The 24459-nt window shown below is 52.9% G+C and carries 28 protein-coding genes; 16 read left to right on the plus strand and 12 right to left on the minus strand.

The features are described 5' to 3' along the window. The first annotated feature begins 55 nt into the window (after nt 1-55). Genes mtnK through KNP92_RS00815 form a run of 5 tightly spaced genes read left to right on the plus strand, consistent with a single transcriptional unit; the run spans nt 56 to nt 5677 of the window. Nucleotides 56-1210, plus strand: coding sequence for an S-methyl-5-thioribose kinase (gene mtnK / locus KNP92_RS00795; RefSeq protein ID WP_214835516.1), 1155 nt, complete (start codon nt 56-58; stop codon nt 1208-1210). Beyond that, nucleotides 1207-2241 (plus strand): S-methyl-5-thioribose-1-phosphate isomerase, encoded by a 1035-nt coding sequence (gene mtnA, locus KNP92_RS00800; RefSeq protein WP_214835518.1) that lies wholly within the window; start codon nt 1207-1209, stop codon nt 2239-2241. The genes mtnK and mtnA overlap by 4 nt, the downstream gene beginning before the upstream one ends. Continuing rightward, nucleotides 2234-3301, plus strand: a complete 1068-nt coding sequence (locus KNP92_RS00805; RefSeq protein WP_214835520.1) for a sugar ABC transporter substrate-binding protein — start codon at nt 2234-2236, stop codon at nt 3299-3301. Before mtnA ends, KNP92_RS00805 begins: the two co-directional genes overlap by 8 nt. Next, complete coding sequence (locus KNP92_RS00810) at nt 3301-4674, plus strand: sugar ABC transporter ATP-binding protein (RefSeq protein ID WP_214835522.1); 1374 nt, start codon at nt 3301-3303, stop codon at nt 4672-4674. The genes KNP92_RS00805 and KNP92_RS00810 overlap by 1 nt, the downstream gene beginning before the upstream one ends. A 1-nt stretch (nt 4675) precedes the next feature. Further along, nucleotides 4676-5677 carry an ABC transporter permease gene (locus tag KNP92_RS00815; RefSeq protein WP_214835524.1) on the plus strand — a complete coding sequence of 334 codons (1002 nt, stop codon included), beginning with the start codon at nt 4676-4678 and terminating at the stop codon, nt 5675-5677. A gap of 16 nt (nt 5678-5693) precedes the next feature. Here KNP92_RS00815 and KNP92_RS00820 read toward each other — a convergent pair whose 3' ends face one another. Next, the gene (locus KNP92_RS00820; protein ID WP_214835526.1) at nt 5694-6173 is read right to left on the minus strand and encodes a GNAT family N-acetyltransferase; all 480 of its coding nucleotides are present in this window, start codon (nt 6171-6173) and stop codon (nt 5694-5696) included. A gap of 79 nt (nt 6174-6252) precedes the next feature. Between KNP92_RS00820 and KNP92_RS00825 the strand changes: the two genes are divergently transcribed. From KNP92_RS00825 to KNP92_RS00845, 5 genes are all read left to right on the plus strand, one after another. After that, nucleotides 6253-6633 (plus strand): VOC family protein, encoded by a 381-nt coding sequence (locus tag KNP92_RS00825; RefSeq protein ID WP_214835528.1) that lies wholly within the window; start codon nt 6253-6255, stop codon nt 6631-6633. 224 nt (nt 6634-6857) lie between these two features. Next, a complete protein-coding gene (locus KNP92_RS00830) occupies nt 6858-7763 on the plus strand; it encodes an acyl-ACP desaturase (RefSeq protein WP_214835530.1) in 906 nt (301 codons plus the stop codon). A 15-nt stretch (nt 7764-7778) separates the two neighbouring features. Then, complete coding sequence (locus KNP92_RS00835; RefSeq protein ID WP_214835532.1) at nt 7779-8033, plus strand: hypothetical protein; 255 nt, start codon at nt 7779-7781, stop codon at nt 8031-8033. Nucleotides 8034-8107: 74 nt separating this feature from the next. Next, nucleotides 8108-9088 (plus strand): zinc-binding dehydrogenase, encoded by a 981-nt coding sequence (locus KNP92_RS00840; protein ID WP_214835534.1) that lies wholly within the window; start codon nt 8108-8110, stop codon nt 9086-9088. Nucleotides 9089-9138: 50 nt separating this feature from the next. Beyond that, nucleotides 9139-10200, plus strand: a complete 1062-nt coding sequence (locus tag KNP92_RS00845) for a threonine aldolase family protein (protein ID WP_214835535.1) — start codon at nt 9139-9141, stop codon at nt 10198-10200. A gap of 54 nt (nt 10201-10254) precedes the next feature. On the opposite strand, the gene KNP92_RS00850 is transcribed toward KNP92_RS00845, so the two are convergent. From KNP92_RS00850 to KNP92_RS00870, 5 genes are all read right to left on the minus strand, one after another. Continuing rightward, entirely contained in the window at nt 10255-10755 is a 501-nt protein-coding gene (locus KNP92_RS00850) for an SRPBCC family protein (protein WP_214835537.1), read from the minus strand. A gap of 76 nt (nt 10756-10831) precedes the next feature. Further along, complete coding sequence (gshAB, locus tag KNP92_RS00855; protein ID WP_214835538.1) at nt 10832-13117, minus strand: bifunctional glutamate--cysteine ligase GshA/glutathione synthetase GshB; 2286 nt, start codon at nt 13115-13117, stop codon at nt 10832-10834. After that, on the minus strand, nt 13101-14534 hold the full coding sequence (locus tag KNP92_RS00860) for an MATE family efflux transporter (protein WP_251136343.1): 1434 nt from the start codon (nt 14532-14534) through the stop codon (nt 13101-13103). The genes gshAB and KNP92_RS00860 overlap by 17 nt, the downstream gene beginning before the upstream one ends. A 24-nt stretch (nt 14535-14558) precedes the next feature. Further along, nucleotides 14559-15032, minus strand: coding sequence for a hypothetical protein (locus KNP92_RS00865; RefSeq protein ID WP_214835540.1), 474 nt, complete (start codon nt 15030-15032; stop codon nt 14559-14561). After that, the gene (locus KNP92_RS00870) at nt 15029-15238 is read right to left on the minus strand and encodes a helix-turn-helix transcriptional regulator (RefSeq protein ID WP_214835542.1); all 210 of its coding nucleotides are present in this window, start codon (nt 15236-15238) and stop codon (nt 15029-15031) included. The genes KNP92_RS00865 and KNP92_RS00870 overlap by 4 nt, the downstream gene beginning before the upstream one ends. A 119-nt stretch (nt 15239-15357) precedes the next feature. On the opposite strand from KNP92_RS00870, the gene KNP92_RS00875 reads away from it, so the two are divergent. After that, nucleotides 15358-16290 carry a ring-cleaving dioxygenase gene (locus KNP92_RS00875; RefSeq protein WP_214835544.1) on the plus strand — a complete coding sequence of 311 codons (933 nt, stop codon included), beginning with the start codon at nt 15358-15360 and terminating at the stop codon, nt 16288-16290. A gap of 21 nt (nt 16291-16311) precedes the next feature. Here the strand turns inward: KNP92_RS00875 and KNP92_RS00880 are convergent, their stop codons facing one another. After that, the gene (locus tag KNP92_RS00880; RefSeq protein WP_214835545.1) at nt 16312-16752 is read right to left on the minus strand and encodes an RrF2 family transcriptional regulator; all 441 of its coding nucleotides are present in this window, start codon (nt 16750-16752) and stop codon (nt 16312-16314) included. A gap of 188 nt (nt 16753-16940) precedes the next feature. Here KNP92_RS00880 and KNP92_RS00885 point away from each other — a divergent pair, with 188 nt between their 5' ends. Next, nucleotides 16941-18041: a globin domain-containing protein gene (locus KNP92_RS00885; RefSeq protein ID WP_214835547.1), complete on the plus strand. Its 1101-nt coding sequence runs from the start codon at nt 16941-16943 to the stop codon at nt 18039-18041. A 60-nt stretch (nt 18042-18101) separates the two neighbouring features. Here the strand turns inward: KNP92_RS00885 and KNP92_RS00890 are convergent, their stop codons facing one another. The 5 genes from KNP92_RS00890 to KNP92_RS00910 are packed head-to-tail and all read right to left on the minus strand — an operon-like array spanning nt 18102 to nt 21161. Then, nucleotides 18102-18653 carry a hypothetical protein gene (locus tag KNP92_RS00890; protein WP_214835549.1) on the minus strand — a complete coding sequence of 184 codons (552 nt, stop codon included), beginning with the start codon at nt 18651-18653 and terminating at the stop codon, nt 18102-18104. A gap of 57 nt (nt 18654-18710) precedes the next feature. Next, on the minus strand, nt 18711-19124 hold the full coding sequence (locus KNP92_RS00895; protein ID WP_034807010.1) for a DUF350 domain-containing protein: 414 nt from the start codon (nt 19122-19124) through the stop codon (nt 18711-18713). After that, nucleotides 19121-20344, minus strand: a complete 1224-nt coding sequence (locus tag KNP92_RS00900) for a glutathionylspermidine synthase family protein (protein ID WP_214835551.1) — start codon at nt 20342-20344, stop codon at nt 19121-19123. The genes KNP92_RS00895 and KNP92_RS00900 overlap by 4 nt, the downstream gene beginning before the upstream one ends. After that, nucleotides 20341-20706 (minus strand): hypothetical protein, encoded by a 366-nt coding sequence (locus KNP92_RS00905; protein WP_214835553.1) that lies wholly within the window; start codon nt 20704-20706, stop codon nt 20341-20343. Before KNP92_RS00905 ends, KNP92_RS00900 begins: the two co-directional genes overlap by 4 nt. Beyond that, nucleotides 20703-21161 carry a hypothetical protein gene (locus KNP92_RS00910; protein ID WP_214835555.1) on the minus strand — a complete coding sequence of 153 codons (459 nt, stop codon included), beginning with the start codon at nt 21159-21161 and terminating at the stop codon, nt 20703-20705. Before KNP92_RS00910 ends, KNP92_RS00905 begins: the two co-directional genes overlap by 4 nt. A 103-nt stretch (nt 21162-21264) precedes the next feature. On the opposite strand from KNP92_RS00910, the gene KNP92_RS00915 reads away from it, so the two are divergent. The 4 genes from KNP92_RS00915 to KNP92_RS00930 all read left to right on the plus strand — a co-directional run bounded on the left by KNP92_RS00915 (nt 21265) and on the right by KNP92_RS00930 (nt 24391). After that, nucleotides 21265-22269 (plus strand): ion channel, encoded by a 1005-nt coding sequence (locus KNP92_RS00915; protein WP_260564015.1) that lies wholly within the window; start codon nt 21265-21267, stop codon nt 22267-22269. A 19-nt stretch (nt 22270-22288) separates the two neighbouring features. Then, on the plus strand, nt 22289-23416 hold the full coding sequence (locus KNP92_RS00920; protein ID WP_214835557.1) for a YfbR-like 5'-deoxynucleotidase: 1128 nt from the start codon (nt 22289-22291) through the stop codon (nt 23414-23416). Nucleotides 23417-23534: 118 nt separating this feature from the next. After that, nucleotides 23535-23867: a PadR family transcriptional regulator gene (locus tag KNP92_RS00925; protein WP_214835559.1), complete on the plus strand. Its 333-nt coding sequence runs from the start codon at nt 23535-23537 to the stop codon at nt 23865-23867. Continuing rightward, a complete protein-coding gene (locus KNP92_RS00930; protein WP_214835561.1) occupies nt 23864-24391 on the plus strand; it encodes a DUF2812 domain-containing protein in 528 nt (175 codons plus the stop codon). Before KNP92_RS00925 ends, KNP92_RS00930 begins: the two co-directional genes overlap by 4 nt. Nucleotides 24392-24459: the final 68 nt, after the last annotated feature.

The following is a 24459-nucleotide window of genomic DNA, read 5'->3' on the forward strand; positions in this document are numbered from 1 at the left end:
TTTCTCGCGGAGAAAGGGGCTTTTTTTGTGGAGATTATCGAAAGGGGAAATAGATATGGCGTATCAACCATTTACTGAACAGACAGTCGTCGACCACGTCCGGGCACTTGGACTGATTGAAGAAGGGGGTATCGCACAATGCGAGGAAATCGGGGATGGAAACTTAAACCTCGTTTTCCGCATCCGACAAGGCGAGACGAGTCTCATCGTCAAACAAGCGCTTCCATATGCGAAAGTCGTCGGGGAGAGTTGGCCGCTCACGCTCGAACGGGCATGGATCGAGCAGCTCGCTTTGCGCCAGTTCACAGAAGTCGTACCACGTTTCGTGCCGAGCGTACTCGGGAGCGACCGGACGCTCGCTTACACGATTTTAGAAGATTTATCCGTTTATGATATCGTCCGCACCGGTTACCTCGAAGGGAAGACGTATCCTGAACTTGCCCGCCACGTTGGGGAGTTTTTAGGAGAGACGTTGTTCGCCACGTCCGACTACGCGGCCGGCCCGATTGAGAAAAAACGGAAAGAGCGGGAGTATTACAATCCCGAGCTCTGCGATATCACAGAAAAGCTTATCTTTACCGATCCGTATAAAGACGCCGAGTCGAACAATATTGAGGCGGCACTGCGTCCTGACGTCGAGCGCCTCTGGCAAGACAAGGCGCTCAAAGTCGAAGTGGCGAAACTGAAGGTCGGGTTCGTCACGAAGCATGAAGCGCTCCTTCACGGCGACTTACATACTGGAAGCATTTTTGCGACGACGCAGGAGACGAAAATCATCGATCCAGAGTTCGCCTTTTACGGACCGTTCGGCTTTGACGTCGGACAGATTATCGCGCATTTAACGCTCGCGACGTTCCACGATCCGCTCAAGCGGTTCGAACGATTCACGGACGTCCTCACGGTATGGGAGACGTTTGAGAAGACGTTCCGCCACAACTTTACGAACGCCGTCGAACCGTTCAACACGGACGGATATGTCGACGACTTGATTGCGACAATCTTTACCGACACGATTGGATACGCTGGGTGTGAACTCATTCGCCGAGCCATCGGTCTTGCCGGTGTCGCGGATCTTGAGACGTTACCTGAGGCGACACGTCTCGAGCGGAAACGCGATGCGCTCGCGCTCGGTACAGCCCTCATCAAAGAACGCCGCGACGTCAACTCGATCGACGATCTCGTCGCGCTGTTATCGGGGGTGCGCGTATGACGGTACAAAACATTCGCTTTGACGCCTCGACCCATGAGTTGGTCATCTTGGACCAGACGCTCCTTCCGCATGAGGCGCGTTACGTCACAATCGAGACGCTTGAAGAAGCAGAGCACGCGATCGAGACACTTCAAGTCCGCGGCGCCCCAGCCATCGCGTATTTCGGGGCGTTTGTCCTAGCCAAAGAGGCGTCACGTCTCGTCGATGATCTCGACTTCTCGCGGCGACTTGACATCGTCGGTCGCCGTCTGATCGCGACACGGCCGACGGCGGTCAATCTACAAAACGTGATTGAGTCGCTCCTCGAATTGAACGTCGGGGACGACTTCGAACAGATTGCCGGGGAAATAAACCGACGCGCCATTGCCCTTTATGAACGAGACGTCGACACATATCGCGCGATCGGGGAGCATGCATTGACGGTGTTACCGGCAGGGGGGAACGTCTTAACAATCTGTAACGCCGGTGCCATCGCGACGTCGCGTTACGGCACGGCCCTTGCCCCGTTTTATGTCGGGAAAGAGCAAGGCGTCACGTTCAACGTGTTCGCGTGTGAGACCCGTCCTCTTCTCCAAGGAGCACGCCTCACCGTATGGGAGCTCGACCAAGCGGATATCGACGTCACGCTCATTACGGACAATATGGCCGCTTGGACGATTCAAGCGAAGGGCGTCGACGCGATTATTGTCGGAGCTGACCGCATCACGCGAACGGGACACGTCGCCAATAAAATTGGGACACTTCAACTCGCCGTGCTCGCCAAACATTACGGCATCCCGTTCTATGTCGCAGCGCCGCATTCGACGTTCGATTTGTCCGCGGACGATACGATTGAAATCGAGGAACGGACTGCGAACGAAGTGACACATATCGGCGGCCAGCCGACGGCACCTGTCGGCATCACCGTCTTCAATCCGGCGTTCGATGTCACGCCGCCTGAACTCATCACAGGACTCATCACCGAGGCAGGTGTGTTCGAAGCGAACGAGACGACCATCACACATCATGTAGGGGGAACGATTCATGTCTAAGAAACTATTGATTTTACTCTTCACGTTCGTCTTGGCGCTCGTCGGTTGCACGAACGAACAAGCAGCCACGACGAAACCGGCCGAGAAGACACCGGAAACGAAACCGGTGTCCGTCTCGAACGGGACATTGCCGAAAGACATCGACGTCGCCCTCATCATGCAAATGTCGATCGGGACGTTCTCGTCGCAGTACATTAACGGCGTGACCGAACAAGTCGAGTCGTTCGGCGGCAACGTGAAAGTGTATAACGCCGACAACGATCTTTCGAAGATGGCGAGCTATGTCGACACGGCGACGACGCAAGGTGTCGATGTCATCTTAATTGACCATGGACGCGCCGATGCGTTGAAAGAACCCGTCCAACGCGCGCTCGACAAAGGCATCAAAGTCGTCGCGTTCGATAACGATTTAACGAACGAAGGCGTGACGGTCATCGACCAAGACGACTATTCGCTCGCGTGGCGTTCGCTCAAGGCACTCGCGGAAGATTTGGACGGGGAAGGAAAAATCGTCACGATTTGGGTCGGCGGTTTCACGCCGATGGAGCGTCGCCATACGATTTATGATGCCTTCTTGAAGCGTTATCCAGGCATCGAAGAAGTGGCCAAGTTCGGTTCGGCGACGAACAACACCGCGCTCGACACACAGAGCCAGATGGAAGCCATCCTGAAGAAGTACCCGGAAGGTGAGATTGACGCCGTCTTTGCGATGTGGGACGAATTCGCGAAAGGGGCGAGCCGTGCCATCAAGCAAGCCGGACGCGATGAGATTGCCGTCTACGGCATCGATTTGAGCGACGAGGACCTTCAGCTCATGCAAGAGGACGCAAGCCCGTGGAAAGTGACGGCAGCGACCGATCCAGCTGAGATCGGACGTGTCCAAGTCCGTTACGCTTATCAAAAACTAGCCGGTGAAGAGACACCGTCCATCCACTCGATTGACCCGTACTTAGTCGACCGAGACGTCTTGCCAGACGAGAAAGTGACGATGGATGACCTCGGTCAATACGTACCGAACTGGGGCGCCTCGGACGCGGCTTGGTCTGACTGGATGAAATGATGATTCGGCTTGAACGCGTCACCAAACAATACGGGGACGTGACAGTGCTCGAAGACGTCACGTTCGGGCTTCGTCGCGGCGAGGTCCATGGACTTCTCGGCTTGAACGGAGCCGGGAAGAGTACGTTAATCAAACTATTGAACGGCACGACGACACCGTCGTCTGGGTCCATTTCCATCGATGGCGAAACGGTCGTCTTCACGCCGGCCGAAGCGATTCAACGCGGGGTCATCACCGTGTCGCAAGAAGTCGATGATGCGCTTTATCTCGACTTACCGGTCTATGAGAACGTCGTACCGTGGCAAACGGTCAAACGGATTCAACCGCAGGACTTAAAGCAACGGGCGACGGCATATTTGAAACGCGTCGGTCTCGCAATCGATGTGACGAAACCGAGCGGGCATTACCCGCTCAGCGTCAAGCAACGCATTTTAATCGCACGGGCGCTTGCGAGCGAGGCGACATATCTCTTGCTTGATGAACCGACGGCCGCTTTGTCAACGGAGGATGCGGCGGCACTGCTTTCCCTCTTGCAGTCGCTCGCAGAAGACGGCGTCGGCATCCTCCTCATCACGCACCGTTCCGAGGAACTCTCACGCGTCACGACGACGACGACGTTTCTCCGGGACGGGCGACTCGTCTATGAAGGACCGTTCCAGCCGTTGTCGACCGAAGACGTTCATACATTATTGAGCGGGACGGTACTTGGGGATGCGTTGGAAAAGGCAATACCGACAGCCGAGGTTCAACTAAAAGCGACGCTCACGTTACCGGCGTTTGGGACCGAGTTGTCATTCACCGCTTATAAAGGCGAAGTCGTCGGGATCGGCGGGGTGACGGGAAGCGGGAAAACAGAGCTCGTCGAGGCGTTATTCGGTTTATCAGACAAGAAGCAACAGATCGAGCTCGACGGGAACGTGACGACAATCCACTCCCCGCGACAAGCGGTCCGCGCGGGGTTCGCCTTCGTCCCGGAAGAACGACGCAAACAAGGACTCTTTCTTGACGACTCGATTGAACGAAACGCGTTAGTCGTCGAAGGCGAGACGGGGAGGTTACAACGCGTCTTGTCCTCCCTACGTGTCAAATATGCCGATGTTCGACAGCCGGTCCGAGAATTGAGCGGCGGCAATCAACAAAAAGTCGTCCTCAGCAAATGGTTGTTTGAAGACCGCGACGTCTATTTACTCGACGAGCCGACGAAAGGCGTCGATGTGACGGCGAAACGGGATATTTATGAACTCGTGACACGACTGGCCAAACAAGGCAAAACGGTCATCTTCACGTCGAGTGAAGCGCACGAACTCGAACTCGTCGCCAACCGGACGCTCTGGCTCGATCGCGGTCGCTGGCAACAGAAAGGAGGGGCATGATATGGCCCAACTCGTACTCAAACAGAAGGCGAAACGATTCACGGGAATCGGACAATACGGGACGTTATTCGCAATTGTCGCCCTCATTGCCGTCTTCGGCGTGACAAATGACCAGTTCCTCACGTATGCGAACTTCAGCGATATCATCAAATCCGTCTCAATCGTATCCCTGCTCGCGCTCGGGGTGACGTTCTCGCTCATCGTCGGCGGATTCGATTTATCGGTCGGCTCGACGGCAAGTCTCGCGACGGTTGGCGCAGCTGCGAGCCTCGTGTTACATAGTCAAGAACTGCTCGTGGCGCTACTTGTCCCAGTCGTGCTCGGCGTGCTCGTCGGGCTGTTGAATGCCCTTGTGACGATCAAGTTTCGACTGCCGGACTTGCTCGCGACACTCGCCATCATGTACGTCATCAACGGCGTCCAATTGACGTACACGAAAGGGTTCTCGATTTATGACAACATGCCGATTGACGGAGGAACGGCGCCGGGTCGGTTCATCCCGTCGTTCCTCTTCATCGGTCAAGGCTCGATCGGTCCCGTTCCGTTCGTCGCCATCTTGATGATTCTCTTCTTCGCCGGGGCGCATCTGTTCTTGACGTATTCGAAGACGGGGCGTGAGTTCTATTATGTCGGCTCGAACGTCGAGGCGGCCCGTCGTTCCGGTATCGCCGTCAACCGAATCAAGCTGTACGCTTACGTGCTAAGCGGACTATTCGCCGCGATTGGCGGCATCATCCTGGCGTCGCGCATTGGCACAGGACAAGTGTCGGCCGGGGCCCCGCTCCTTATGGACGCCGTCGCGGCCGCATATATCGGCTACGCCGTCTTCGGGACGGGCCGCCCGAACGTCGTCGGCACGTTAATTGGTGCCATCTTAATTGGCATCTTGTTGAACGGACTGACGATGTGGGACGTGCCGTATTACGCCCAAGACATCGTCAAAGGCGCCATCTTGATCGTGGCACTCGGCTTGTCATACATCCAAAAGAAACAGTTCGCATAGGAAAAGTCCTCAGAAATCAAACGTTCTGAGGACTTTCTTTTCGTTCCATTCGGACAAAATCATACACACTCCCGTTCGTCGGTTGTTGAAACGCTCCACTCTGTCTGAAGCCGCATGCTTCATATAAGCGAAGCGCTCGTTCATTGAAGGCGGCGACGGCGAGCGTAATGCGACGCGGCGCGTACGTCGTCTCGATGAAGTCGAGAATCGATATGAGGAACGCCCGTCCGTTTCCGTTCCCGGTCAAATCGGGCCTCATCCCGAGACCGATATCGACCGTCAGAGCATCTGTTTGCGAAATGCTAACGAAACCGATGAGTTCGGAGTCAGACGTGATGGCGAACACCGACTGGCCACGCTGATTCGCATCTAAAAACTCAGCCAAATCGTCTGCATCGGCCTCTAGATCGTAAAACGCATACGCGCCGTCGTAATGCCACGTGTAGGCGATCGTTTCGGCTTGGGATTGGGTCAGGATGGAAAAGTGATACGTCATGGAAATTTCCTCGTTTCAACGGTAAGGTGAAGTGCTACACTTTTTATAGTACCATCAACTTGAAAAATGAGGTGACTACATGGGCATCAAGCTAGATATGGTCGGCATCGTCGTCGAAGATATGAAACGGGCGCTCGATTTTTATCGTCTGCTCGGTTTATCGATCCCGGAAGCGATGGATGGGGAAGCGCACGTCGAAGTGAATGACGGCAGCGTACGGCTCGCGTTTGACACGGTCGACGTGGCCGAGTCGGTGTATGGGGAATGGAAACAGGCGACAGGACATCGGATCGAACTCGCCTTCTTGTGTGACAGTCGGGAGGCGTTGGATGCTTGCTATGAAGCCATCGTGCAACATGGCTATACCTCGCACCGTGAACCGTGGGATGCATTCTGGGGGCAACGATATGCCATCGTCATCGACCCGGACGGCAACCTCATCAGTCTATTTGCAGCATGACAAACGCTTCTTCGGATTGAAATCCACCTCGATGGTTAGACCTGTCTATTCATCGAGGTGGATTTTTTATGACCAACTTGATCGCCCGTCAAAAGATCGAGGACGTCATGACGTTGCGGTGATGGAAGACTTCTTGAAGAATTTGCTTGACGCGCACGCCTTAAAAATTGTTTAAAAAATTCAAATGATTTAAAGTTAAACAAACAAATGAAGGAGAGTAGATCATGTTAAATTCAGATTTGGATTTACGGTTAGAGCCGCGCATTCAAGAATTATATCGACTACATAAAGAACGCTCTGCAAATATTGATTGGAGCTATCACGAGTTCATTCCATGGGACAAGGCCATGTCTTTTAAACGCGTGCCTTGGGATGAGAGTCAAGTCACGCTTCCAGAAGGGGTCATTATTGCGGTAGAAACAGCATTACTTACCGAAGTGAACTTACCTTGGTATACGTCGCATTTGGATTATACATTTAAAAATTCAATGGAAGTCATCAACGATTTCGTACGTACTTGGACGGCTGAAGAAGACCAGCACTCCAACTTACTTGAAACATATTTATTGGTGACCCGAAACGTCAATCCGACCCGATTGCATGAGTTAAGAAAACGAGTCGTGGAAAGTGGCTGGTTCCCAGATTTCACGAATCCACTAGCTACGATGGCGTATACATCACTGCAAGAGTTAGCTACTCTCGTTTTTTATAACAACGTAGCGAGAATAGCGGGAGCTCACGACAAAGATTTAGCCACATTACTTCGACGTTTAGCGAAAGATGAAGCGCTTCATTATGCATTCTATCGCGACACGGTGAAAGCACACCTCGAACTGGATCCGAATTTCATTGTGTATTTTGAGAATGTGATTATCAACTTCTCGATGCCAGGTGCCGTTATGCCAGACTTTAACGAGCGAATGAAGACCATCGCCATTGATGCGAACTATGGACCATTACAATACTTTGATCAAGTGTTAGATGTAGTCGTTAAATACTGGGATATCGCCAACTTAGAACCTACAAGCGAAGAAGCCAAACAATCGCAAGCGAATATCATGAAATATCATGGCCGTTTAAAGCGACTGAAAGACCGTCAGCTAAGGAATAAAGAACAGATGGATGCGTAAAAGGAGGTATGTAGAATGAAAACGACTTGTGAAGTATGTGGAACAGAAACGAAGGATAAAGTAAGTTACTTGGAACTTGAGACGTGGGAATTTGATTTCTTGAAGCAAGACCAAAAAGACTTTTACTCGATTTGTTTTAATTGTTTTGACACACATACAAATCATTTCATTGATCAAGAGATGGATCTCGAATTGAGAAAGAAGCGTTCTCTCTTAGTAAATAAAGAGATTGAAGAAGAGATTGAGGCAATTCTCGAAATCAAAATGTAAAGATTGGACTTTTTTAGAACGGGGTAACACGTATAGGACGTCATGAACGTTGTTTCGAAGGGAGCGGATTGATTATGAAAGCATGGTTACTCGATCAACCAGGACTCGAACATTTACATCTCGGTGAGACGGAACGACCGATACCGGAAGCGGGTGAACTGCTCATCAAAGTCGAAGCGGTCGCCCTGAACCCAGTCGACTATAAAGTCGGCACGAACGGCAACCCGAGCTGGTCGTACCCACACATCCTCGGGGTCGATCTCGTCGGGGAAGTCGTTGAAGTCGGCTCGAGCATCGCCAATATCATCACCGGTTCACGTGTTGCCGTCCATACAAGCCTCGGGAAGAACGGTGGCTTCGCCGAGTACGCGGTCGTCGACGCGCGCGCCTGTGCCGTCGTCCCGCCAGACGTGAGCGACGAGGCCGCTGCAGCTATCCTTTGTGCCGGGATGACGGCATATGAGGCGGTCATGCAGAAGTTGAACACGCGTGACAAAGAGACGATTCTCGTCCACGCCGGAGCAGGCGGGGTCGGCGGATATGCGATTCAACTTGCGAAGAAACTTGGACTCACCGTGTTCACGACGGCGTCCCCGGAAAACGTGGACTGGGTAAAAGAACTCGGTGCCGATGTGGTCATCGACTATAACACGGAAGACGTGACGACGCGGGTCATGGAAGAAACGGACGGGCGCGGCGTCGACCTCATCTTGAACACAGTCGGTCGTGACGTCGCGACAGCCGACCTCGACCGGCTCGCCTTCAGCGGACAGCTCGCCTATATCGCCGGTCCGCCGGATACGTCGAACGTGAAAGGGTTTACGCTCTCACCGTCCATTCATGAAGTCGCCCTCGGTGCGGCCCATGCGAGTGAGGACGAGCGCGCCATTCGCAACTTGGCATATATGGCGGAGGAATTGATGAAATTACTCGAGGCCGGCGAACTGAACGACCTCGTCACGGACGTCTTACCGTTTGAACGATTAAAAGACGGGCTTGAGCAACTGCAAACACGAAAAGTACGCGGGAAACTGATTGTCCGGGTACGCGATTAATCATCGTGCCTCCTATCTATGGATAGGGGGCTATTTTTGGAGGGGATGAGATGGATTTACGGACATCGTATCAACAGACGTCGCAGCAATTGAGTGGTCACGGAAAACGGACCGTCGACGTCTTGCAGCAAGCGTTCATTGAAGTCGACCCAAACCTGGCGAGCGACCATTACGGCACGGGTGAAGTGATTGAGCGGTTCGAGCAAAAACTGGCACAAGAACTCGGGACAGAAGACGCTATTTTTTTCCCGAGTGGCACGATGGCGCAACAGATCGCGTTACGCATTTGGGCGGACGAGACGGGGAACCGACGTGTCGCCTATCACCCGCTCTGTCACTTGGAGATTCACGAACAGGATGGCTTGAAGGAACTGCATCACCTTGAGTCAATATTACTTGGGGACGACAAGCGGTTGATGACGATTGAGGAAGTACGAGCACTTCCAGACGTCGCTTCGTTGTTGATTGAGTTGCCACAACGGGAGCTCGGGGGATACTTGCCGCCTTTTGATGAGCTCGAGGCAATCAGTCACTTCTGCCATGATCGAGGGATTCGACTGCACCTTGACGGGGCACGCCTATTCGAGACGCTCCCCTTTTATGAGAAGACGGCAAAAGAGGTGTGTGCGTTATTCGATAGCGTCTACGTCTCGTTCTATAAAGGCATCGGCGGTATTGCAGGCGCCATCTTGGCCGGACCGAAACCGTTCTGTACGGAAGCGAGAGTGTGGAAACGGCGATACGGTGGGGATTTGATTGGCCTATACCCCTATATCATCTCGGCCGACTATTACTATGCGCTTCGGAAAGGTCGGATGGCGGACTATTACGCACAAGCGAAGGAGTTAGCGCACCATTTCAATGCGCTCGACGGCGTATGGACGACACCCGAAGTTCCGGTGACGAACATGTTCCATCTGCATTTTGCTGGGGAGTACGAAGCGGTCGCGGCACGAATACAAGCCGTTCAAGTCGCGACCGGGATTGGGATTACCGGTTATCTCGTCTCCCATGACGGCTATTGCTCGACCGAGATCAGCGTTGGCGATGCATACCGGGAAATTCGTGATACAGAGCGCGTCCGTCTATTTGAAACACTAAGAAGTGAATGAGGATGTCGCAACAAACAAGCACCGCGCCTAAACAGAAGGCTGCGGTGCTTGTTGTTATCTCGAGACGATTGCGTCGAGCCGGTCGAGCTGTGAGGCGAACCCTTCAACGGCGCCCATTTCGACGACTTTCTCAAGCGATTCGTCGTCCGAGAACTCGGAGCGGCTGACAAGTAGCGTGCCTCCTGAGATGTCTACAAATTCATTCGTGATCGTCATGACAGGAAAGTCTGCATTGATGTTCCCGTCCGCATCCGAGAAGGCGTCCGTATAGACGATTTTTTGATGCGGGTGAATCTCGACGAACGTCGATTTTCCCCATGACTCCATCCCATAGTAATCTCCTTGATTCTTGTCGACACAGGTCATGCAATAGTGCCATGTGCCACCAGGCTTGAACTCGAACGTGCGAACCTCGGTCTTCCATCCAGCAGGTCCCCACCAAGATTCGAGATGGGTCGGACTCGAGAAGGCTTCGAACACGAGTTCACGCGGTGCTCGGAAGCTACGTTCGACGACAAGCGTGTTGCCTTCCACATGTGATTTGACGGCCCCCATTGAAATGTCCCCTTTCGTAATAGTATTGCATCTCAACGTAGTCTCTATTCCCGGTTTTTGGGCAAGCACAACCTGTTCAGTCAAACAACAAGTCGAGGACCGCCTCACCGATGGGCCGTTCTTTTCCTTCGTATGGGAACGAGTGGATATGGATAGCGGGGTTAAAGTTAAGCTCGATGATGCCGTAGTCGCCTTCACGCTCGAGCGACGGAATCATCATGTCGACGCCGCAAATCGTCGCACCGACCGCCTGCGCCGAGGCGACGGCAATCTGTTTATAGGAGTCGGCAATGCGATCGGTATAGTCGATGCTGTCGCCGCCGGTGCTGATGTTCGAGTTTTCGCGGAGAAAGACGCGCTCCCTGTCCGCGAGTACACTGTCCGGCGTCTTGCCTTGAGCTCGCAAGAACGCCACGACGATGTCATCCATCTCGATTTTTTCGAGCGGGGTCTTATAGCCTTTTCCGCGTAGCGGGTCCTCGTTCTTCTTGGCAACAAGCTCACGAATCGTTGATTTGCCATCTCCGGTCACATTCGCGGGGACACGGTGCAAGATGCCAGCAACCGTGTCGCCGATGACGAGGAAACGGTATTCTTTTCCAGGAAGGAACGTCTCGAGTAAGACGACGTCGTCAAACGTTTTCGCATGATGGAACGCCTCGAGCGCCTCGTCGAACGTCGTGCCGTCTTTAAAGATATGGATGCCGATTCCGAAATTCGTCGACTTCGGTTTTAAGACGATGGCGCGTCCCGTGAAAGAGGGCCACACCGCGCGCAAGTCGTCTTCATCGCGCAACTCGACGCCGCTCGGAACGCGGATGCCTTGTTCGGCGAGCACATGTTTCGTCACCGTCTTATTCTCCATCATGAGCACCGACACGTAATTGTCTTTCGACGTCTTCGTTGCCTGTTTGACGTATTCGGTCCTTGAGCCGTTACGAATCCGGATGAATTGATCGCCCCGGTCGAGGACGTCAACTTCAAAGCCTCGTTTTATGGCCGCCTTCATCAAAATCTGTGTTGATAACTCCATGTCGGTATAGCCATGCATCCGGAATCGGTTGGCGTAGGCGTCTTGATAAAATGCCTCGGCCTGGCGAAGCGACCAGTCCGTATAGCCTTCTGTCGTCATGGCAAGTGTCAGGCGTGACGCATACGTCATCTCGACTTGATTGATGCGCGCTCGGATAGAGGGGAAGAGCTCATCGAACCCGAGCGCGTAGCGGGCGTTGAACGCTTCAATGTCATCTAACAGTTCGTTCGTATACGTGTGTAAGGCGACCGAGTCGCCATCTCGGTGCAACGTAAGCGTCGGGGACAGGCCTTTTTTGGCGACACGTTGCTGGTTGTGGAACGCCTCGGCCTGCCAGTTTGCAAAGTTCGTTTCGTCTTTTAACGCCAAGTAAAGTAGGAAGATGTGCAAGAACTTCAAATCGTCGAGGGCGACGCCTGTCTTTTCAAACGGGTTCAAGTCGATGTTGCGAATTTCGAGATAATCGATGCCGTTCGTTTCAAGTCGATTTAAATCGTTGCCGCCCCGAGACGTCTTCAGTCGAATCGGCGAGTACAACTCGTTTGGGTTGGTGATGTCACCTTTCGAAATGAAGCGTCGGACGCTGTCGGTATACTCGGCGAGCGTTGAATAGTCCGGGTAGAGCGGTTCGACGTTCGTGTAGCCACAATCGCTATTGCGGTAAGACAGGGCGGTCGTATTCGAATACACGTCCTCGCTTAAGGCCTGCATCTGACTGACGCAACGTTCCTCATAACTCGTATGGACGGCAGGTGTCGCGCCGAGCAAGTAGACGATAAGCCAACGCATACGCAAATAATTGCGGACCAATTTCATGTAGAGTTCGTTTTTGAATCGATTATACGGCTCGGGCGACCCTTCATGGAAAGCGGCAATCAACTCGTCTGAAAATGAGAAGTTGAAATGAATGCCGGAGATAAGCTGTTTTTTCGCCCCGTATTTTTGGAGAAGATGTGCCCGGTAGCGTCCGGCCTCGAGCCCCGAACTGCCGAAGTCGGCGAGTGGGATGACCCCGCCATCCGGGAGGGCGCACGGCATCGACTGCGGCCAGAGCCGTTCATCGCCGATCGTTAAAGCCGTGATGTCGTATAGCGTCTCTAAAAAGTTATGCGCCGCTTCGACGTTCGAGAACGTCGGTGTGATCAACTCGATTTGACTTTCGGAAAAGTCGGTCGTGATAAAGGGATGCGTCGCTTTATCACCGAGACTGCTTGGATGTTTCGTGACAGCGAGCGTCCCTTCTGAGGTGACGCGGAGCATCTCACGTTCGATGGCAAACTTACCGCTCGTGAGAAGAGGCTTCGATAACTGTTCAAATCGCTTCGGCAAGGGAAGTCACTTCCTTTTTTGTTAGTTGGACGTACAATGCGGAGACGAGCCCTTTGACGATGCTCGAGATGGCGATGCTCCACCAGATGGCGTTGATGCCGAGGTACGGTTCAAGGACGATGGCGAGCGGGATGCGGGCGACCGTGAAGACGATCGAAATGGTCGCCGGGATTTTCGGTAGGCCGAGTCCAGAGAAATAACCGTTCCCGATCATCTCAAACGAGGCGAAGATGAGCGAGACACCAATGATGCGTAAATAACTGACCCCGATTTCGATCGTCATCGGATCGACGACGAAGGCACGAATGAGCATGTCCGGGAAGACGAGGAAGACGAGTGTGATCAGCCCGGTATAGAGAATGCCGAGGCGTGTCGTCACCCGGTATCCTTCGTGTACGCGGTCAATTTTCCGGGCACCGAGATTTTGTCCGGTATAGCTTGCGATGGCGCCGTTCAGTCCGCCAATTATCATATAGGCGATCGATTCGATTTGGAGGCCGATGCGCTGCGCCGCAATCGCTTCGGTCCCGTATGAACCAATCATCCGGGCGAGGAAGATGCTGATGACGGTGAAGAGAACACGTTGCGTCGCCATCGGAAACCCGAGGCGGACAATCTCAACGTAGTCAGCACGGACCGGTGTGATCGTCTCGTTCCAATCAAATAACGCTTTGGAACGATGCCAGAAAAAACCGAACATGACGGCGTTGGCGACGAGTGTCGCGAGACCGGCTCCGAGAACGCCAAGCCCGAACGGATAGATGAAGAGCGGCGATAAGATCATGTTGAGGATGACACCGGTCGCGTTGATCCGCATTGCCGTCGTCGTGTTGCCATAGGCGCTGAACAGACGGGCGAACAGCAAGTTGAAGAATGAGAACAGAAGCATGGGGGCGCTGACGAGCAAGTACTGATAGGCAAGATGCTCAACGGTTGGCGCGTTCATGTTTAAAAAGCCGATTAGCGTCGGCCCGAGTGAGACAAGTAGGAGCGCAGCCGAAAGTCCAAGGCCAACGTTCAACCGTCTGCCGCTCCGAACGTAACGTTGAATCCGGGCATCGTCATGCTTGCCGACGGCTTGAGATACTTTGATGCCGGCGCCCACAACAATCAACGATTGGATGGCTTGGGCAAGCATGATATAAAAGCTAGCGGCGCCGATGCTCGCGACGGCGTCGCTTCCGAGCGCACCGACCCAGAACATATCGACGAGACTGTACGTGAATTGTAAGAGCGAACTGCCGACGAGCGGAAGGGCGAGCGCTACGATGACGCGTTGCACGTTTCCGGTCGTCAAATCAACGGTTTTCACATGAAAAGACTCCTTTAACTCTTTATATAACCATTTAGTTATATATAAGCATGTGGCAATGAACTTGGCAATCGTGACGTTCGATTCGACGAAAAATCGACACAAAAAAAGGAATTCGTTGTGAATTCCTTAACGGGTATAGGCCCGAATCCATGTCGTCATATAGACGAGGTTCGCGATAATGAGCGTGGAGACGAGCGCGAATACGGGATATGTCGGCCACGCCGTCTGAAACAGCGGATAAAAGAAGAACGTGAGCATGAAGAGCGGGACAGAGATGCTGAACGAGACGTACGCCGCTTTCGTCGCTTTCGCCGTAATCAGCGCCTCTCGTTCATCGACTTCACTGAATTCAGTCATCCGGACCGACCATTGACCGAAGCCCATCTGTTGATTTGGCCGTGTGCGGAACGAATAGATCGTCCAGACAACAAAAAAGATGATCAATAACAAGAATGGGAGAAAGTTAAACTCTAGCACGAACACACCGGATTTTAGCGCAGCTAATGAATGCGTGACTGTTGAGGCGAACGAGGCAATCGTAAACGCCATTAGGATGTACAAGATAATACTTGATAGGGATTGGATGATGACGCGTTTCATTCTGTTTCCTCCTCGATTGTGAAAATGAATTCGACGGGTTCCTCGAACACGCGGGCGATTTGCATCGCGAGCATGAGAGAGGGCGTATAGCTACCTTTCTCAAGCGAGATGATTGTCTGTCTCGTCACACCGACCTTGGCCGCAAGGTCGCCTTGCGTCAAGTGATGTCGAGCCCGCAACTCTTTGACGCGATTGACTAATGGCATGGGGCCACCTCATTTCCTGTTTCTAACAATAGTGTAAAACAAACTTTACTTAATGTAAAGCGAACTTTACTATGAAACGATGGTACAATGAAATCAAAGAAAGAAAGGGAGATGATGCAATGAAGGCGATTTTAGGGCAACACCATGTCTCAGCGATGACAGGGGACGCAAAGAATAATTTACGATTCTATACAGAAGTGCTCGGGATGCGTCTCGTTAAAAAGACGGTCAACCAAGATGATCCGTCGATGTATCACTTATTCTATGCAGATGAGACGGGGACACCAGGAAGCGATTTGACATTCTTCGAACTGCCGTTTCTCGGACAGACGTATCGTGGGAGCAGCAGCATCTCACGGACGGCGCTTCGTGTGCCAGCGGGAGCATTGACCTACTGGTTGGAGCGGTTTGCTGAATTCGATGTCCTTCATGATCCTGTAGAGGAGGTACTCGGTCGGCCGACGCTTTATTTCGAAGACGGGGAAGGGCAACGGCTCTGTCTCGTCGAAGGTGGGTCGGGCACACCGTGGTCAAACGGTCCGGTTCCTGTTGACGTCGCCATCTTCGGTCTTGGTTTCAGTGAATGGACGGTACGACGCATCGAGAAAACGGAACGCGTATTGACGGACGTGCTTGGCTATCGGTTCGCCTCTGAATTTGAGCGGAATGAGCAAACGGTTCGTGTGTTCGAGACAGGAGACGGGGGCGTGGCGACCGAGATTCACCTCGTCAACCGTCCCGAGGTCCCGTCGGAGCGGCCGGGCCGAGGGAGCGTCCATCACGTCGCCATTCGTGTCGAGGACGACTTGGAGATGGAGCACTGGGTCGAGCGGCTAAACGATTTTGGCATCAGCCATTCCGGACTGATTGACCGCTATTATTTCAAGTCGATTTATTTCCGTGAGCCGAGCGGTATTTTAGTCGAACTCGCGACCGATGGACCGGGATTTGCGACCGATGAGTCCGTCGAGACGCTCGGGGAGCGCTTGGCGCTACCGCCATTCCTTGAGCCGCGCCGGGATGAAATCGAAGCGAAGTTAAAGCCACTCTAATTCAAAAGCCGACAGACTCGTTTAGTCCGTCGGCTTTTGTGCGCCTAAAAGTATAGCCAGTTCGTTTGTCCGATTCGCAACGAGATCGGCAACCGTATAGCGGTCGAGCACATGGAGGAACGCAAGCATCGCCTCGTTCAACACGCTCCGGAGGTCGCAGGCAGGGGCGATGACACAGCGGCCTTCCCCAAAACATTCGACGAGTTCGAACGGTTCCATCGTTCGGACCACTTCGCCGACATTGATGTCTTCCATCGGGCGGGCTAATCGGAAACCACCACCGCGACCGCGCACCGACTCGAGATACCCATGCTTACCGAGCTCGTAGACGACTTTCATCACATGGTTTTTTGAAATGTGGTACTGGTCCGCCACTTCTTGAATCGTCACGAGACGATGGGAGAACGTGGCACTATACATCAGCGTTCGGAGTGCGTAATCGCACGATTGCGTGAGCCGCATGAAATCACCTCTTCGTTCGTTTATTGTACAAGACATCTTGCGAAAGCGCGATGATGGAAGATGTGAAGAGAGCGTGACGGATTCAAGTCGGAAATTTGAACTTGTTTTAAACTAGTATTTTATATATTGCTTTTAAAGTGATTTCTCTCACATAATGAACGTGTACATGTGAAAAGGGGGAAATATTGATGTTAGACCAACAGACCATCGAAATCGTCAAAGCGACCGCACCCGTCTTGAAAGATCACGGTGTCGCCATCACGAGCCATTTCTATAAACGGATGTTTGAGAACAATCCGGAAGTCCGTCATTTCTTTAACCACACGAACCAAAAACGAGGGCGTCAGCCAGAGGCGCTCGCGAACGCGGTCTATGCAGCCGCCGTCCATATCGATCGGCTCGAAGCAATTTTACCGGCCATCCAACCGGCGCTTCATAAACATAAGAGTTTGAACATTCGTCCAGAACATTATCCAATCGTCGGTGAGAACTTACTCGGCGCGATTCAAGACGTACTCGGGGAAGCCGCCACGCCGGACATCATCGATGCATGGGGGAAAGCATACGGCGTCATCGCCGACGTCTTCATCTCACTCGAGAAACAGATGTATGACGAAGCGCCTTGGCTCGGTTTCAAACCGTTCACGATCGCTGAAGTGATTGAGGATACGTCGGAAGTGAAACGATTCCGCCTTGTCGCGAGCGACGGGGTCGTCGGGACGGCGATTCCAGGTCAATACATCTCGGTTCAAGCCCGCATCCAAGGTGAAGCCATTTTGCACCATCGGCAATATAGCGTCGTCGAGACGACAGAAGACGGCTACTGGATTGCGCCGAAAACGGAAGGGCTCGTCTCGAACTGGCTCCATGAGCAGACGGTCGGCACCGAGATTCCTGTGAGCGCCCCAGCCGGTGATTTCGTACTCGAAACATCGGATCGCCCGCTCACCCTCGTCGCCGGTGGCATCGGCATTACGCCGCTCTTCAACATGGCGAAGACGGCGCTCGGTCAAGGTCGTTCCGTCACGTTGCTTCATGCGGTTCGTAGCACAGCACTCCGTCCACTCGGTGAAGAGCTCGACGAACTTGTGAACGACGGACTACAGCTCATCACACACGTCGACGACGTATCAGGCTGTATGGGTGCGCCACAACTTGAGGCGCTCGACGTCGACGGGCATGACGTCTACACGTGTGGCCCGACGGCAATGATGGAGACGGTCGTCAAAATAATTCCGCAAGCCCGTTACGAGTTCTTCGGTCCATCAGCCGTCCTCGCCAACGCATAAGAAAAGACGACCGCGAGAGCAGTCGCCACAACACCGCAGACCGGTCATCGGTTTGCGGTTTTATATTTCGTCAGCGTGTATCACGTTTTTGTCGCGGTCGAGCGTCTCGATTGTCTCAGCTTTACCCCGTTGTGATTCATCAAGCGTGATTAAATAGGACATGACGTATCCTTCATCTCGAGGATCGTTCACGATGTACGTCTCGCTCCAGTCCGAGCCGTTCAGTCGCACATACGCCACGTCCTCTGGTTTTTCGTTGAAGCGAATTCCGATATATTCGTCAGTCGTATTACCAAAGTGAATCGAATCGAACGGTTTTTGTTCAATCGTATCCCATGTCGACGCACTGAAGCCCCCATCTGATTTCATGATGCCGAGACCGAGGATGGTGTCGCCTTCATTCGTAAACAAAACGACGGTCGATCCGTCTAGCTTGTGATACTCGTAGGCGTACCAACCTTGAGTGCCCAACTGTTCATTCAGTTTTTGTTGCGACTGTGCCGAAGCTTGTTTTCGTTGTTCGTCTTCATAATATCGAACACCCGCTGTTACTGAGATTCCGATGATAATCAGCATACCCGTCAGTAAGAGGATGAGTCCACGTTTTGACATCTTCTTTTTCCTCCTAGTAAAACAGCCCATGCCTCGACTGAGTGCATGGGCTGTTTGTTAATATGTCAAGCTCGCGGCGACGATGATGCCGACGACAAGTGAGGCCGAGAAGAGGCTGATGCCGACGGCGAGGTTGCCGTTCTCGACTTCTTTTTCTAAGTTCACACCAGGCGTGAGTACGTATTCAAACGTCCAAAACGCGAGCACTTGTGCAAGAATCCCGACGATGCCCCAAATGAACGCATCGAGCAAGTTGACGCTATTCGCCCATACCGTATAGATGACGATAGCGAGACCGAGCGCCTTGCCCCAAAGTTTCAAGGCGACGGCGACGTTGCCGGCTTTGATGAGCTTTCGTTCCGAATACTTTGTCGTCAACGCGAAGACGACGAGACCAATCAAGATGAGGCCAAACCCTGTACCGAGGTGGGCCAAAAAGCTCAAAATCGAATCGAGCGTGATGAACGTCATGAGTTATTCTCCTTTTGTGTGCCGATGGCTAAGTAGTAGGACTGGTTGTTCGTGATCATGCTGCCGGCCCGCGCACCGAGCGCGGACGGGCGACCGTTCAAACAGAAACAACCAATCATATAGTGTGTGTCGATCGTGCCGTTCACCGTGTTCGTTTTCCGAACCGGTAATTCATCGAATTGTTGATAGACAGCCGTCTCGTCTGCGTACGTTTGCAGCACTTCTTTATGGAACGGCGTACCATCCTTTTCGTACAAGATGACCGAATCCCCTTCTCGTCCGAACGCGGGCTTTTGCACGTAAGCGCACTGACCTAAAAACGGCTCAGGCTCGAGATAGGTCGGTAAAAAGTATGTGCGGATGACGGTCCGCTCTGTCTCATTGAAGAATAGCTCGTTTTCATAAAGCTCCCAAATGAACGCTTGTACCGCCTTGGACTGCATGAGGAACGCCGATAACGGATTGAGGAGCGAGACGTGTTTTGCCTCGTTCTGTTCAAGCAGGCGAACACCAATCTGTGTCCCGTCCGGTGCTAAGTCGTCGACCAAGTGCTCAATCGGATACGTCTGCCGATACAACACATCGACCCGTTCACCCGACGGCGTATACACTCCATCCTCTTCGACGAGTAGTTCGTGCAGAGCAACGAACTCGGACGGTAAGTCGAGCGTCTCTTGCAAGAAACGCGTCGTCCATTTATCTTCGATATTATCATCATGGGCCGTGAAAACGATTTTCGGTGTCCCGTCTTTGTGTAATCGCTGCCACGCAGCGATGACCGCTTTTCGTAATTCACTTTGAAGCAGCTTGGTCGCACCGACGTTTGGGTCGTCGAGTCCGAATTCTGTCGTCACGTACCGATTCACGTCAAACAGCTCTTTAATGAACGTCGGTGTGTCGGCGTTGAACTCCATCAACTTGAGCGAGCCGTCTTTCACGATCCAGTCGTAGCGACCGATAATCGTCTCTTGCGGAATCGCCTTGTCTCGAAGAAACGGTAGGCTCGCCTCCGGGTAGCCGAGAAGATGGAGCGTCTCGTCCGGAAGCGTCCGGAGCAGGCGGTTTGTCTTGCGAAAAATGACGTCGACGTCACGTGTCGCCGCACGAATCCGTTCGACTTCTTCTTTCGAATAGATGAGGCAGTCATAAAGCGCATACTCTTCCTCGTTCAAGTCCGGCCAAAAATAAGGGACTTGTGCGAACAAGGCGTCTCGGTTCATCCGCCGAAACCGCCTTTTGATCCGCTACCGAGACCAGAGTTCGAACCGGGGTTTGAACGGTTCGGGGTGAGGCTACTCGCTCCACCGTTCGAGCGATAATTTTGATACGTTGACGAGTTTTTCAATGCGCTCTTGGAGTTGAAAAGGCTTCCGAGTAAGAAGAAGCTGCCGAAGTGCGGGGAACGTCGGTCGTCACAATAGTAGGACTCGGTTTCTGCATCCCATTCCCAATCGTCGCACTCATACCCGGTCGGTTCGTCGGGAAGCGTCGCTTGTTCCGTCTCGTCCATCCCGCAGGCGGCGAGTGAGGCGGTCAATACAGCGGCGGAGAGGCCGCTCAAAATTTTCTTGCTTGTCTTCATGTTGTTTCCTCCAATGTATAACCAGTCGGGGTGACATAGAGCACATACGTGCCACGGTCCTCATCCGTTTCGGCTGAGTCACGTTCATATTCATTGCCGCCGACATACACGTACTGGCTACCGAGCATGGCGAGGGCGTCTAAATGGCGATCGACGAAGTATGCTTCAAGAAGCGGGTTGTCGAACCGATCGTCGAGCGTGCGAATCTCGACTTTGATGTCGTCAGTTTCTTTCTTGTCGACCGGGCCTTCTGTATAGCGATCGACGTAAATCAAAAAGTACTGCTCGCCTTCGAGTGCGGACGAACGTTGTTTATACGTCATGCCGTCTTTGACAAAAAACTCACATTCGCGGCGGGCAAGTACTTCATCGAGCCCGAGCGATGTATAATGGTAGAGCGGCTCAAACGACAGCTCATTTTTATAGAGTCGGTATTCTAAAACGATGGAATCCATAAGTCAGTCCTTTCTTTTTTCTTTCTATACGGAACCGAGTCGAGACGGGTTTCGTAAACAAGTTGAGTTGTTACTAGTATATCTGAGAAAGCGAGTGATTTCAGTGCATATCTTTTTTCGCGTCTGGCGCGGATTGTCTAAGCTGTCCTTTTTAAACATCGTGCTCGCCTCGCTCGTCATCATTTTGACGGGCACGCTCGTCGGACATTGGGTGGAGCCGGAGACGTTCCCGTCCATGTTCGACTCGTTCTGGTGGACGATGACGACACTCACGACGGTCGGTTACGGGGACTTTTTCCCGTCATCGGTCGCCGGGCGTTGGCTCGGGATTTTCTTATTCTTATTCGGAATCGGGATAATCGGGGCATTGATTGGAAAACTCGTTGAAGTCGGTGCGACGTTTCAACGGTTAAAACGGGAGGGGAAGCTTATGTATCGAGGAGAAGGCCATTACGTCTATATCGGGTGGTCGCCGAAGACGAAGAAGGCGATTGACGAGGTGCTCGGCTACGAGCCGAACGCGGACATCGTCTTGATTGACCAGTTAAAGGAAGAACCGTACGACCATGACCGCGTCCATTATGTGCAAGGAGATGCCTCTGACGAAACAGTGCTCCTGCAGGCGAATATTCTTCGTGCGCGCCGTGTCGCCATCTTCGCGGACGCCCGGATCGCCGAATCATTACTTGCGGATGGAAAGTCACTCCTCATTGCGTCGGCCGTCGAGGCGTTGTCGCAAGCGCAAGGCGTCGATTTGCATACGGTCGTCGAAGTGTGTGAAGAGCGGAACATCTCGAAGTTCAAACACGTCCGCATCGATGACTTCATCTTAGCGAACGACTCGGTGTCGCTCCTCATGGCGAAGGCGACGCTCCAACCGGGGACGACGTCGATTTTCCGGCAGCTACTTAGCAAACAGTCGGGCGGTAACATTCATGCGATGACGCCGAGACAAGAGTGGACGACGGTACGGCTAGCCGCGGAGGCGTTGCTACAACAAGGGATCACGCTCATGGCCGTCTCGACTATGCGACTACGCTCGAAGCACCACTTCAAGCGAACGACACGCTCTACGTCGTCTGTCACGATGATACGTGGGACCGATTGAATAAACAAGGAGGGGTTTGATGCATAACGGAACGTTTATCCGTAAGATGACGCGCATGCAAAACGTTCAACGCTGGGACGAATACGCGCCGCACTATCACGACAATGCGGCAAGCCATAGTTTTCGTGTCGCGGTCTTCAGTTTGCTTGCGGCCTATTATGAAGAACAAAAAGGACGTTCGGTCAACTTGCTCGATGTGTTAGGTAAGGCGCTCTTTCACGATATGAATGAGGTCCAGACGGGCCCGATTATGCATCGGACGAAAAAAGAGCCGACGCTAAAAGAACATATCGAGCGAATGGAGCGGACGGCGAGCTTAGGTCTCGTCGACTTATTATCACAGTCGCTGCGTCCTGACTTCTACCGATTCCTTGTCGAGGCAGAAGACGACTCCTTTGAAGGGCGAATTGTCGACGGCATCGACTCGTTCGATGCGATGTTGTTCGTTCGCCGTGAAGTCGCCCACGGGTCGCCTCACTTCGTTGCGAAACTCGAGGAGATGAAAACGGCGCTCCGGGAGCATCCGCTCGCTTCTGTTCGCTGGTTATACGATCAAGTCGAAGAAGAGACAGAAGTGTTGACGTTCATTGAGAATGTCATGCGCATGGATAGCGTTCGGCGCTGGAAGGGCCGCTTCAACACGATTGACGATAACGACGCGATTCACGGATTCCGAGCGGCGGCGCTCGGGATGTTCAGCGGATTGTTGGAGCAGAAGAAGTATGGTGTCGACGTGGATGTGGCGGAGCTCGTCGCGCGCTTACTTTGCCACGATCTCGTCGAAGGGGTGACCGGGGACGTGCTCGGTCCTGTGAAGCATTCGACGACCGAGACGGGACAGGCGTTCGAGGCGTATGAGCGGGCTGAAAGTGAGGCGCTGTTGTCGTTCCTCCCGGATTACATGCAATCGGCATTTCGCCGCTATATGGCCGACTCAAAAGACGATACGTATGAAGGCAAACTCGTCGACATGATGGACAAGCTCGACGCCCTCATCAAGATGAATATGGAGCGGAAGATGAACGGGGCCGAGTACGAGGTCATCTATCGGGAACAACTCCGGAAAGTACAGATGCGTTACGAGAACCCGAGCATGATTTTCTTTTTGGCGTACATTTTGCACGACCTCGATTATGTAACGAGTTGACAATGTCACGGACAAATTAGTCCGTGACTTTTTTTTATATCATTCATTGACATATATCATTCAACGATATATAGTAAGAGTAAGAAATGTATCATTGAATGATATAGGAGGTGACCTAATGCCACGTAATGACACAATCGAGCTCGGTGAATTGACTGACAGCACATTTTATATTTTGCTCGCCTTGACCGAGCCAAGACACGGCTACTTGATCATGCAGTTCGTCGAGGAGTTGACGGCTGGCCGGATGCAAATCGGACCAGCCTCGATGTATACGATTATCAAGAAGCTCGTCGCTGCAGGGCTGATCCACCCGCTCGACGGGGACGGAAAGAAGAAAAGTTACTTGATTACAGATGCGGGACGCGACTTGCTACGCGATGACGTGAAACGACGCCAAGCGATTGTCGAGGATGCACGGTTTATTTTAGAAGGGGAGGGACACGTATGAAACGGAAGTACATGTCGAGCTGGGGGCTTGCGTTCGCCGAAGAGCGTGAGATGAGAAAGCTCGAAAAGATGGCCAAACAGGGCTGGCACTTAGAAAAGTTTGCACCACTCGGCTATTCATTAGTCAAAGGCGAGCCGGCGGACGTCCAGTACAGCCTTGATTATCGGACGCGTCCGGACGAAGAGTATTTCGAGATGTTCGCATCGAGTGGGTGGGAGCACGTGACCTCGACCGGGGACGAGATTCACATCTTCAAAGGCCATCCCGGAGCGCGGCCGATCTATTCAGACCGAGAGACGATGGTTACGAAGTACGCGACAGAAGAGCGGACAATGGGGCGTGCGGCGCTCACGCTGTTGATTGTATGGCTCGGCTTGTGGATCATCATGCAACTCGATTGGTCGAGCGTGATGGCGACAGCGCTTCTTATGGTCCATCTCCTCATCACAATCGGACTCATCTTCACCGGACTCCCGTACCTTGGCTTTCTCGCGAAGCGAAAACGGATGGAACGCGACAGCTGACTAGGCGGATGGCACAAGCCATCCGTTTTTGTTTTGGTCGAGTGAACTATTCACGAAAAAAATAGTTA

This window comes from Exiguobacterium sp. s122, from assembly GCF_018618475.1.
In the GTDB taxonomy this organism is placed as follows: Bacteria; Bacillota; Bacilli; order Exiguobacteriales; family Exiguobacteriaceae; genus Exiguobacterium; species Exiguobacterium himgiriensis.

Coding starts and splice junctions, on each gene's coding strand:
- KNP92_RS00865 (WP_214835540.1), bottom strand. CDS start 15,032: ATGAAACGCGTCATCATCCAATCCCTATCAAGTATTATCTTGTACATC.
- KNP92_RS00870 (WP_214835542.1), bottom strand. CDS start 15,238: ATGCCATTAGTCAATCGCGTCAAAGAGTTGCGGGCTCGACATCACTTG.
- KNP92_RS00825 (WP_214835528.1), top strand. CDS start 6,253: ATGGGCATCAAGCTAGATATGGTCGGCATCGTCGTCGAAGATATGAAA.
- KNP92_RS00930 (WP_214835561.1), top strand. CDS start 23,864: ATGAAACGGAAGTACATGTCGAGCTGGGGGCTTGCGTTCGCCGAAGAG.
- KNP92_RS00835 (WP_214835532.1), top strand. CDS start 7,779: ATGAAAACGACTTGTGAAGTATGTGGAACAGAAACGAAGGATAAAGTA.
- KNP92_RS00890 (WP_214835549.1), bottom strand. CDS start 18,653: ATGTCAAAACGTGGACTCATCCTCTTACTGACGGGTATGCTGATTATC.
- KNP92_RS00845 (WP_214835535.1), top strand. CDS start 9,139: ATGGATTTACGGACATCGTATCAACAGACGTCGCAGCAATTGAGTGGT.
- KNP92_RS00820 (WP_214835526.1), bottom strand. CDS start 6,173: ATGACGTATCACTTTTCCATCCTGACCCAATCCCAAGCCGAAACGATC.
- KNP92_RS00875 (WP_214835544.1), top strand. CDS start 15,358: ATGAAGGCGATTTTAGGGCAACACCATGTCTCAGCGATGACAGGGGAC.
- KNP92_RS00910 (WP_214835555.1), bottom strand. CDS start 21,161: ATGGATTCCATCGTTTTAGAATACCGACTCTATAAAAATGAGCTGTCG.
- mtnA (WP_214835518.1), top strand. CDS start 1,207: ATGACGGTACAAAACATTCGCTTTGACGCCTCGACCCATGAGTTGGTC.
- KNP92_RS00805 (WP_214835520.1), top strand. CDS start 2,234: ATGTCTAAGAAACTATTGATTTTACTCTTCACGTTCGTCTTGGCGCTC.
- KNP92_RS00885 (WP_214835547.1), top strand. CDS start 16,941: ATGTTAGACCAACAGACCATCGAAATCGTCAAAGCGACCGCACCCGTC.
- KNP92_RS00920 (WP_214835557.1), top strand. CDS start 22,289: ATGCATAACGGAACGTTTATCCGTAAGATGACGCGCATGCAAAACGTT.
- KNP92_RS00895 (WP_034807010.1), bottom strand. CDS start 19,124: ATGACGTTCATCACGCTCGATTCGATTTTGAGCTTTTTGGCCCACCTC.
- KNP92_RS00830 (WP_214835530.1), top strand. CDS start 6,858: ATGTTAAATTCAGATTTGGATTTACGGTTAGAGCCGCGCATTCAAGAA.
- mtnK (WP_214835516.1), top strand. CDS start 56: ATGGCGTATCAACCATTTACTGAACAGACAGTCGTCGACCACGTCCGG.
- KNP92_RS00815 (WP_214835524.1), top strand. CDS start 4,676: ATGGCCCAACTCGTACTCAAACAGAAGGCGAAACGATTCACGGGAATC.
- KNP92_RS00880 (WP_214835545.1), bottom strand. CDS start 16,752: ATGCGGCTCACGCAATCGTGCGATTACGCACTCCGAACGCTGATGTAT.
- KNP92_RS00905 (WP_214835553.1), bottom strand. CDS start 20,706: ATGAAGACAAGCAAGAAAATTTTGAGCGGCCTCTCCGCCGCTGTATTG.
- KNP92_RS00810 (WP_214835522.1), top strand. CDS start 3,301: ATGATTCGGCTTGAACGCGTCACCAAACAATACGGGGACGTGACAGTG.
- KNP92_RS00900 (WP_214835551.1), bottom strand. CDS start 20,344: ATGAACCGAGACGCCTTGTTCGCACAAGTCCCTTATTTTTGGCCGGAC.
- KNP92_RS00840 (WP_214835534.1), top strand. CDS start 8,108: ATGAAAGCATGGTTACTCGATCAACCAGGACTCGAACATTTACATCTC.
- KNP92_RS00925 (WP_214835559.1), top strand. CDS start 23,535: ATGCCACGTAATGACACAATCGAGCTCGGTGAATTGACTGACAGCACA.
- KNP92_RS00850 (WP_214835537.1), bottom strand. CDS start 10,755: ATGGGGGCCGTCAAATCACATGTGGAAGGCAACACGCTTGTCGTCGAA.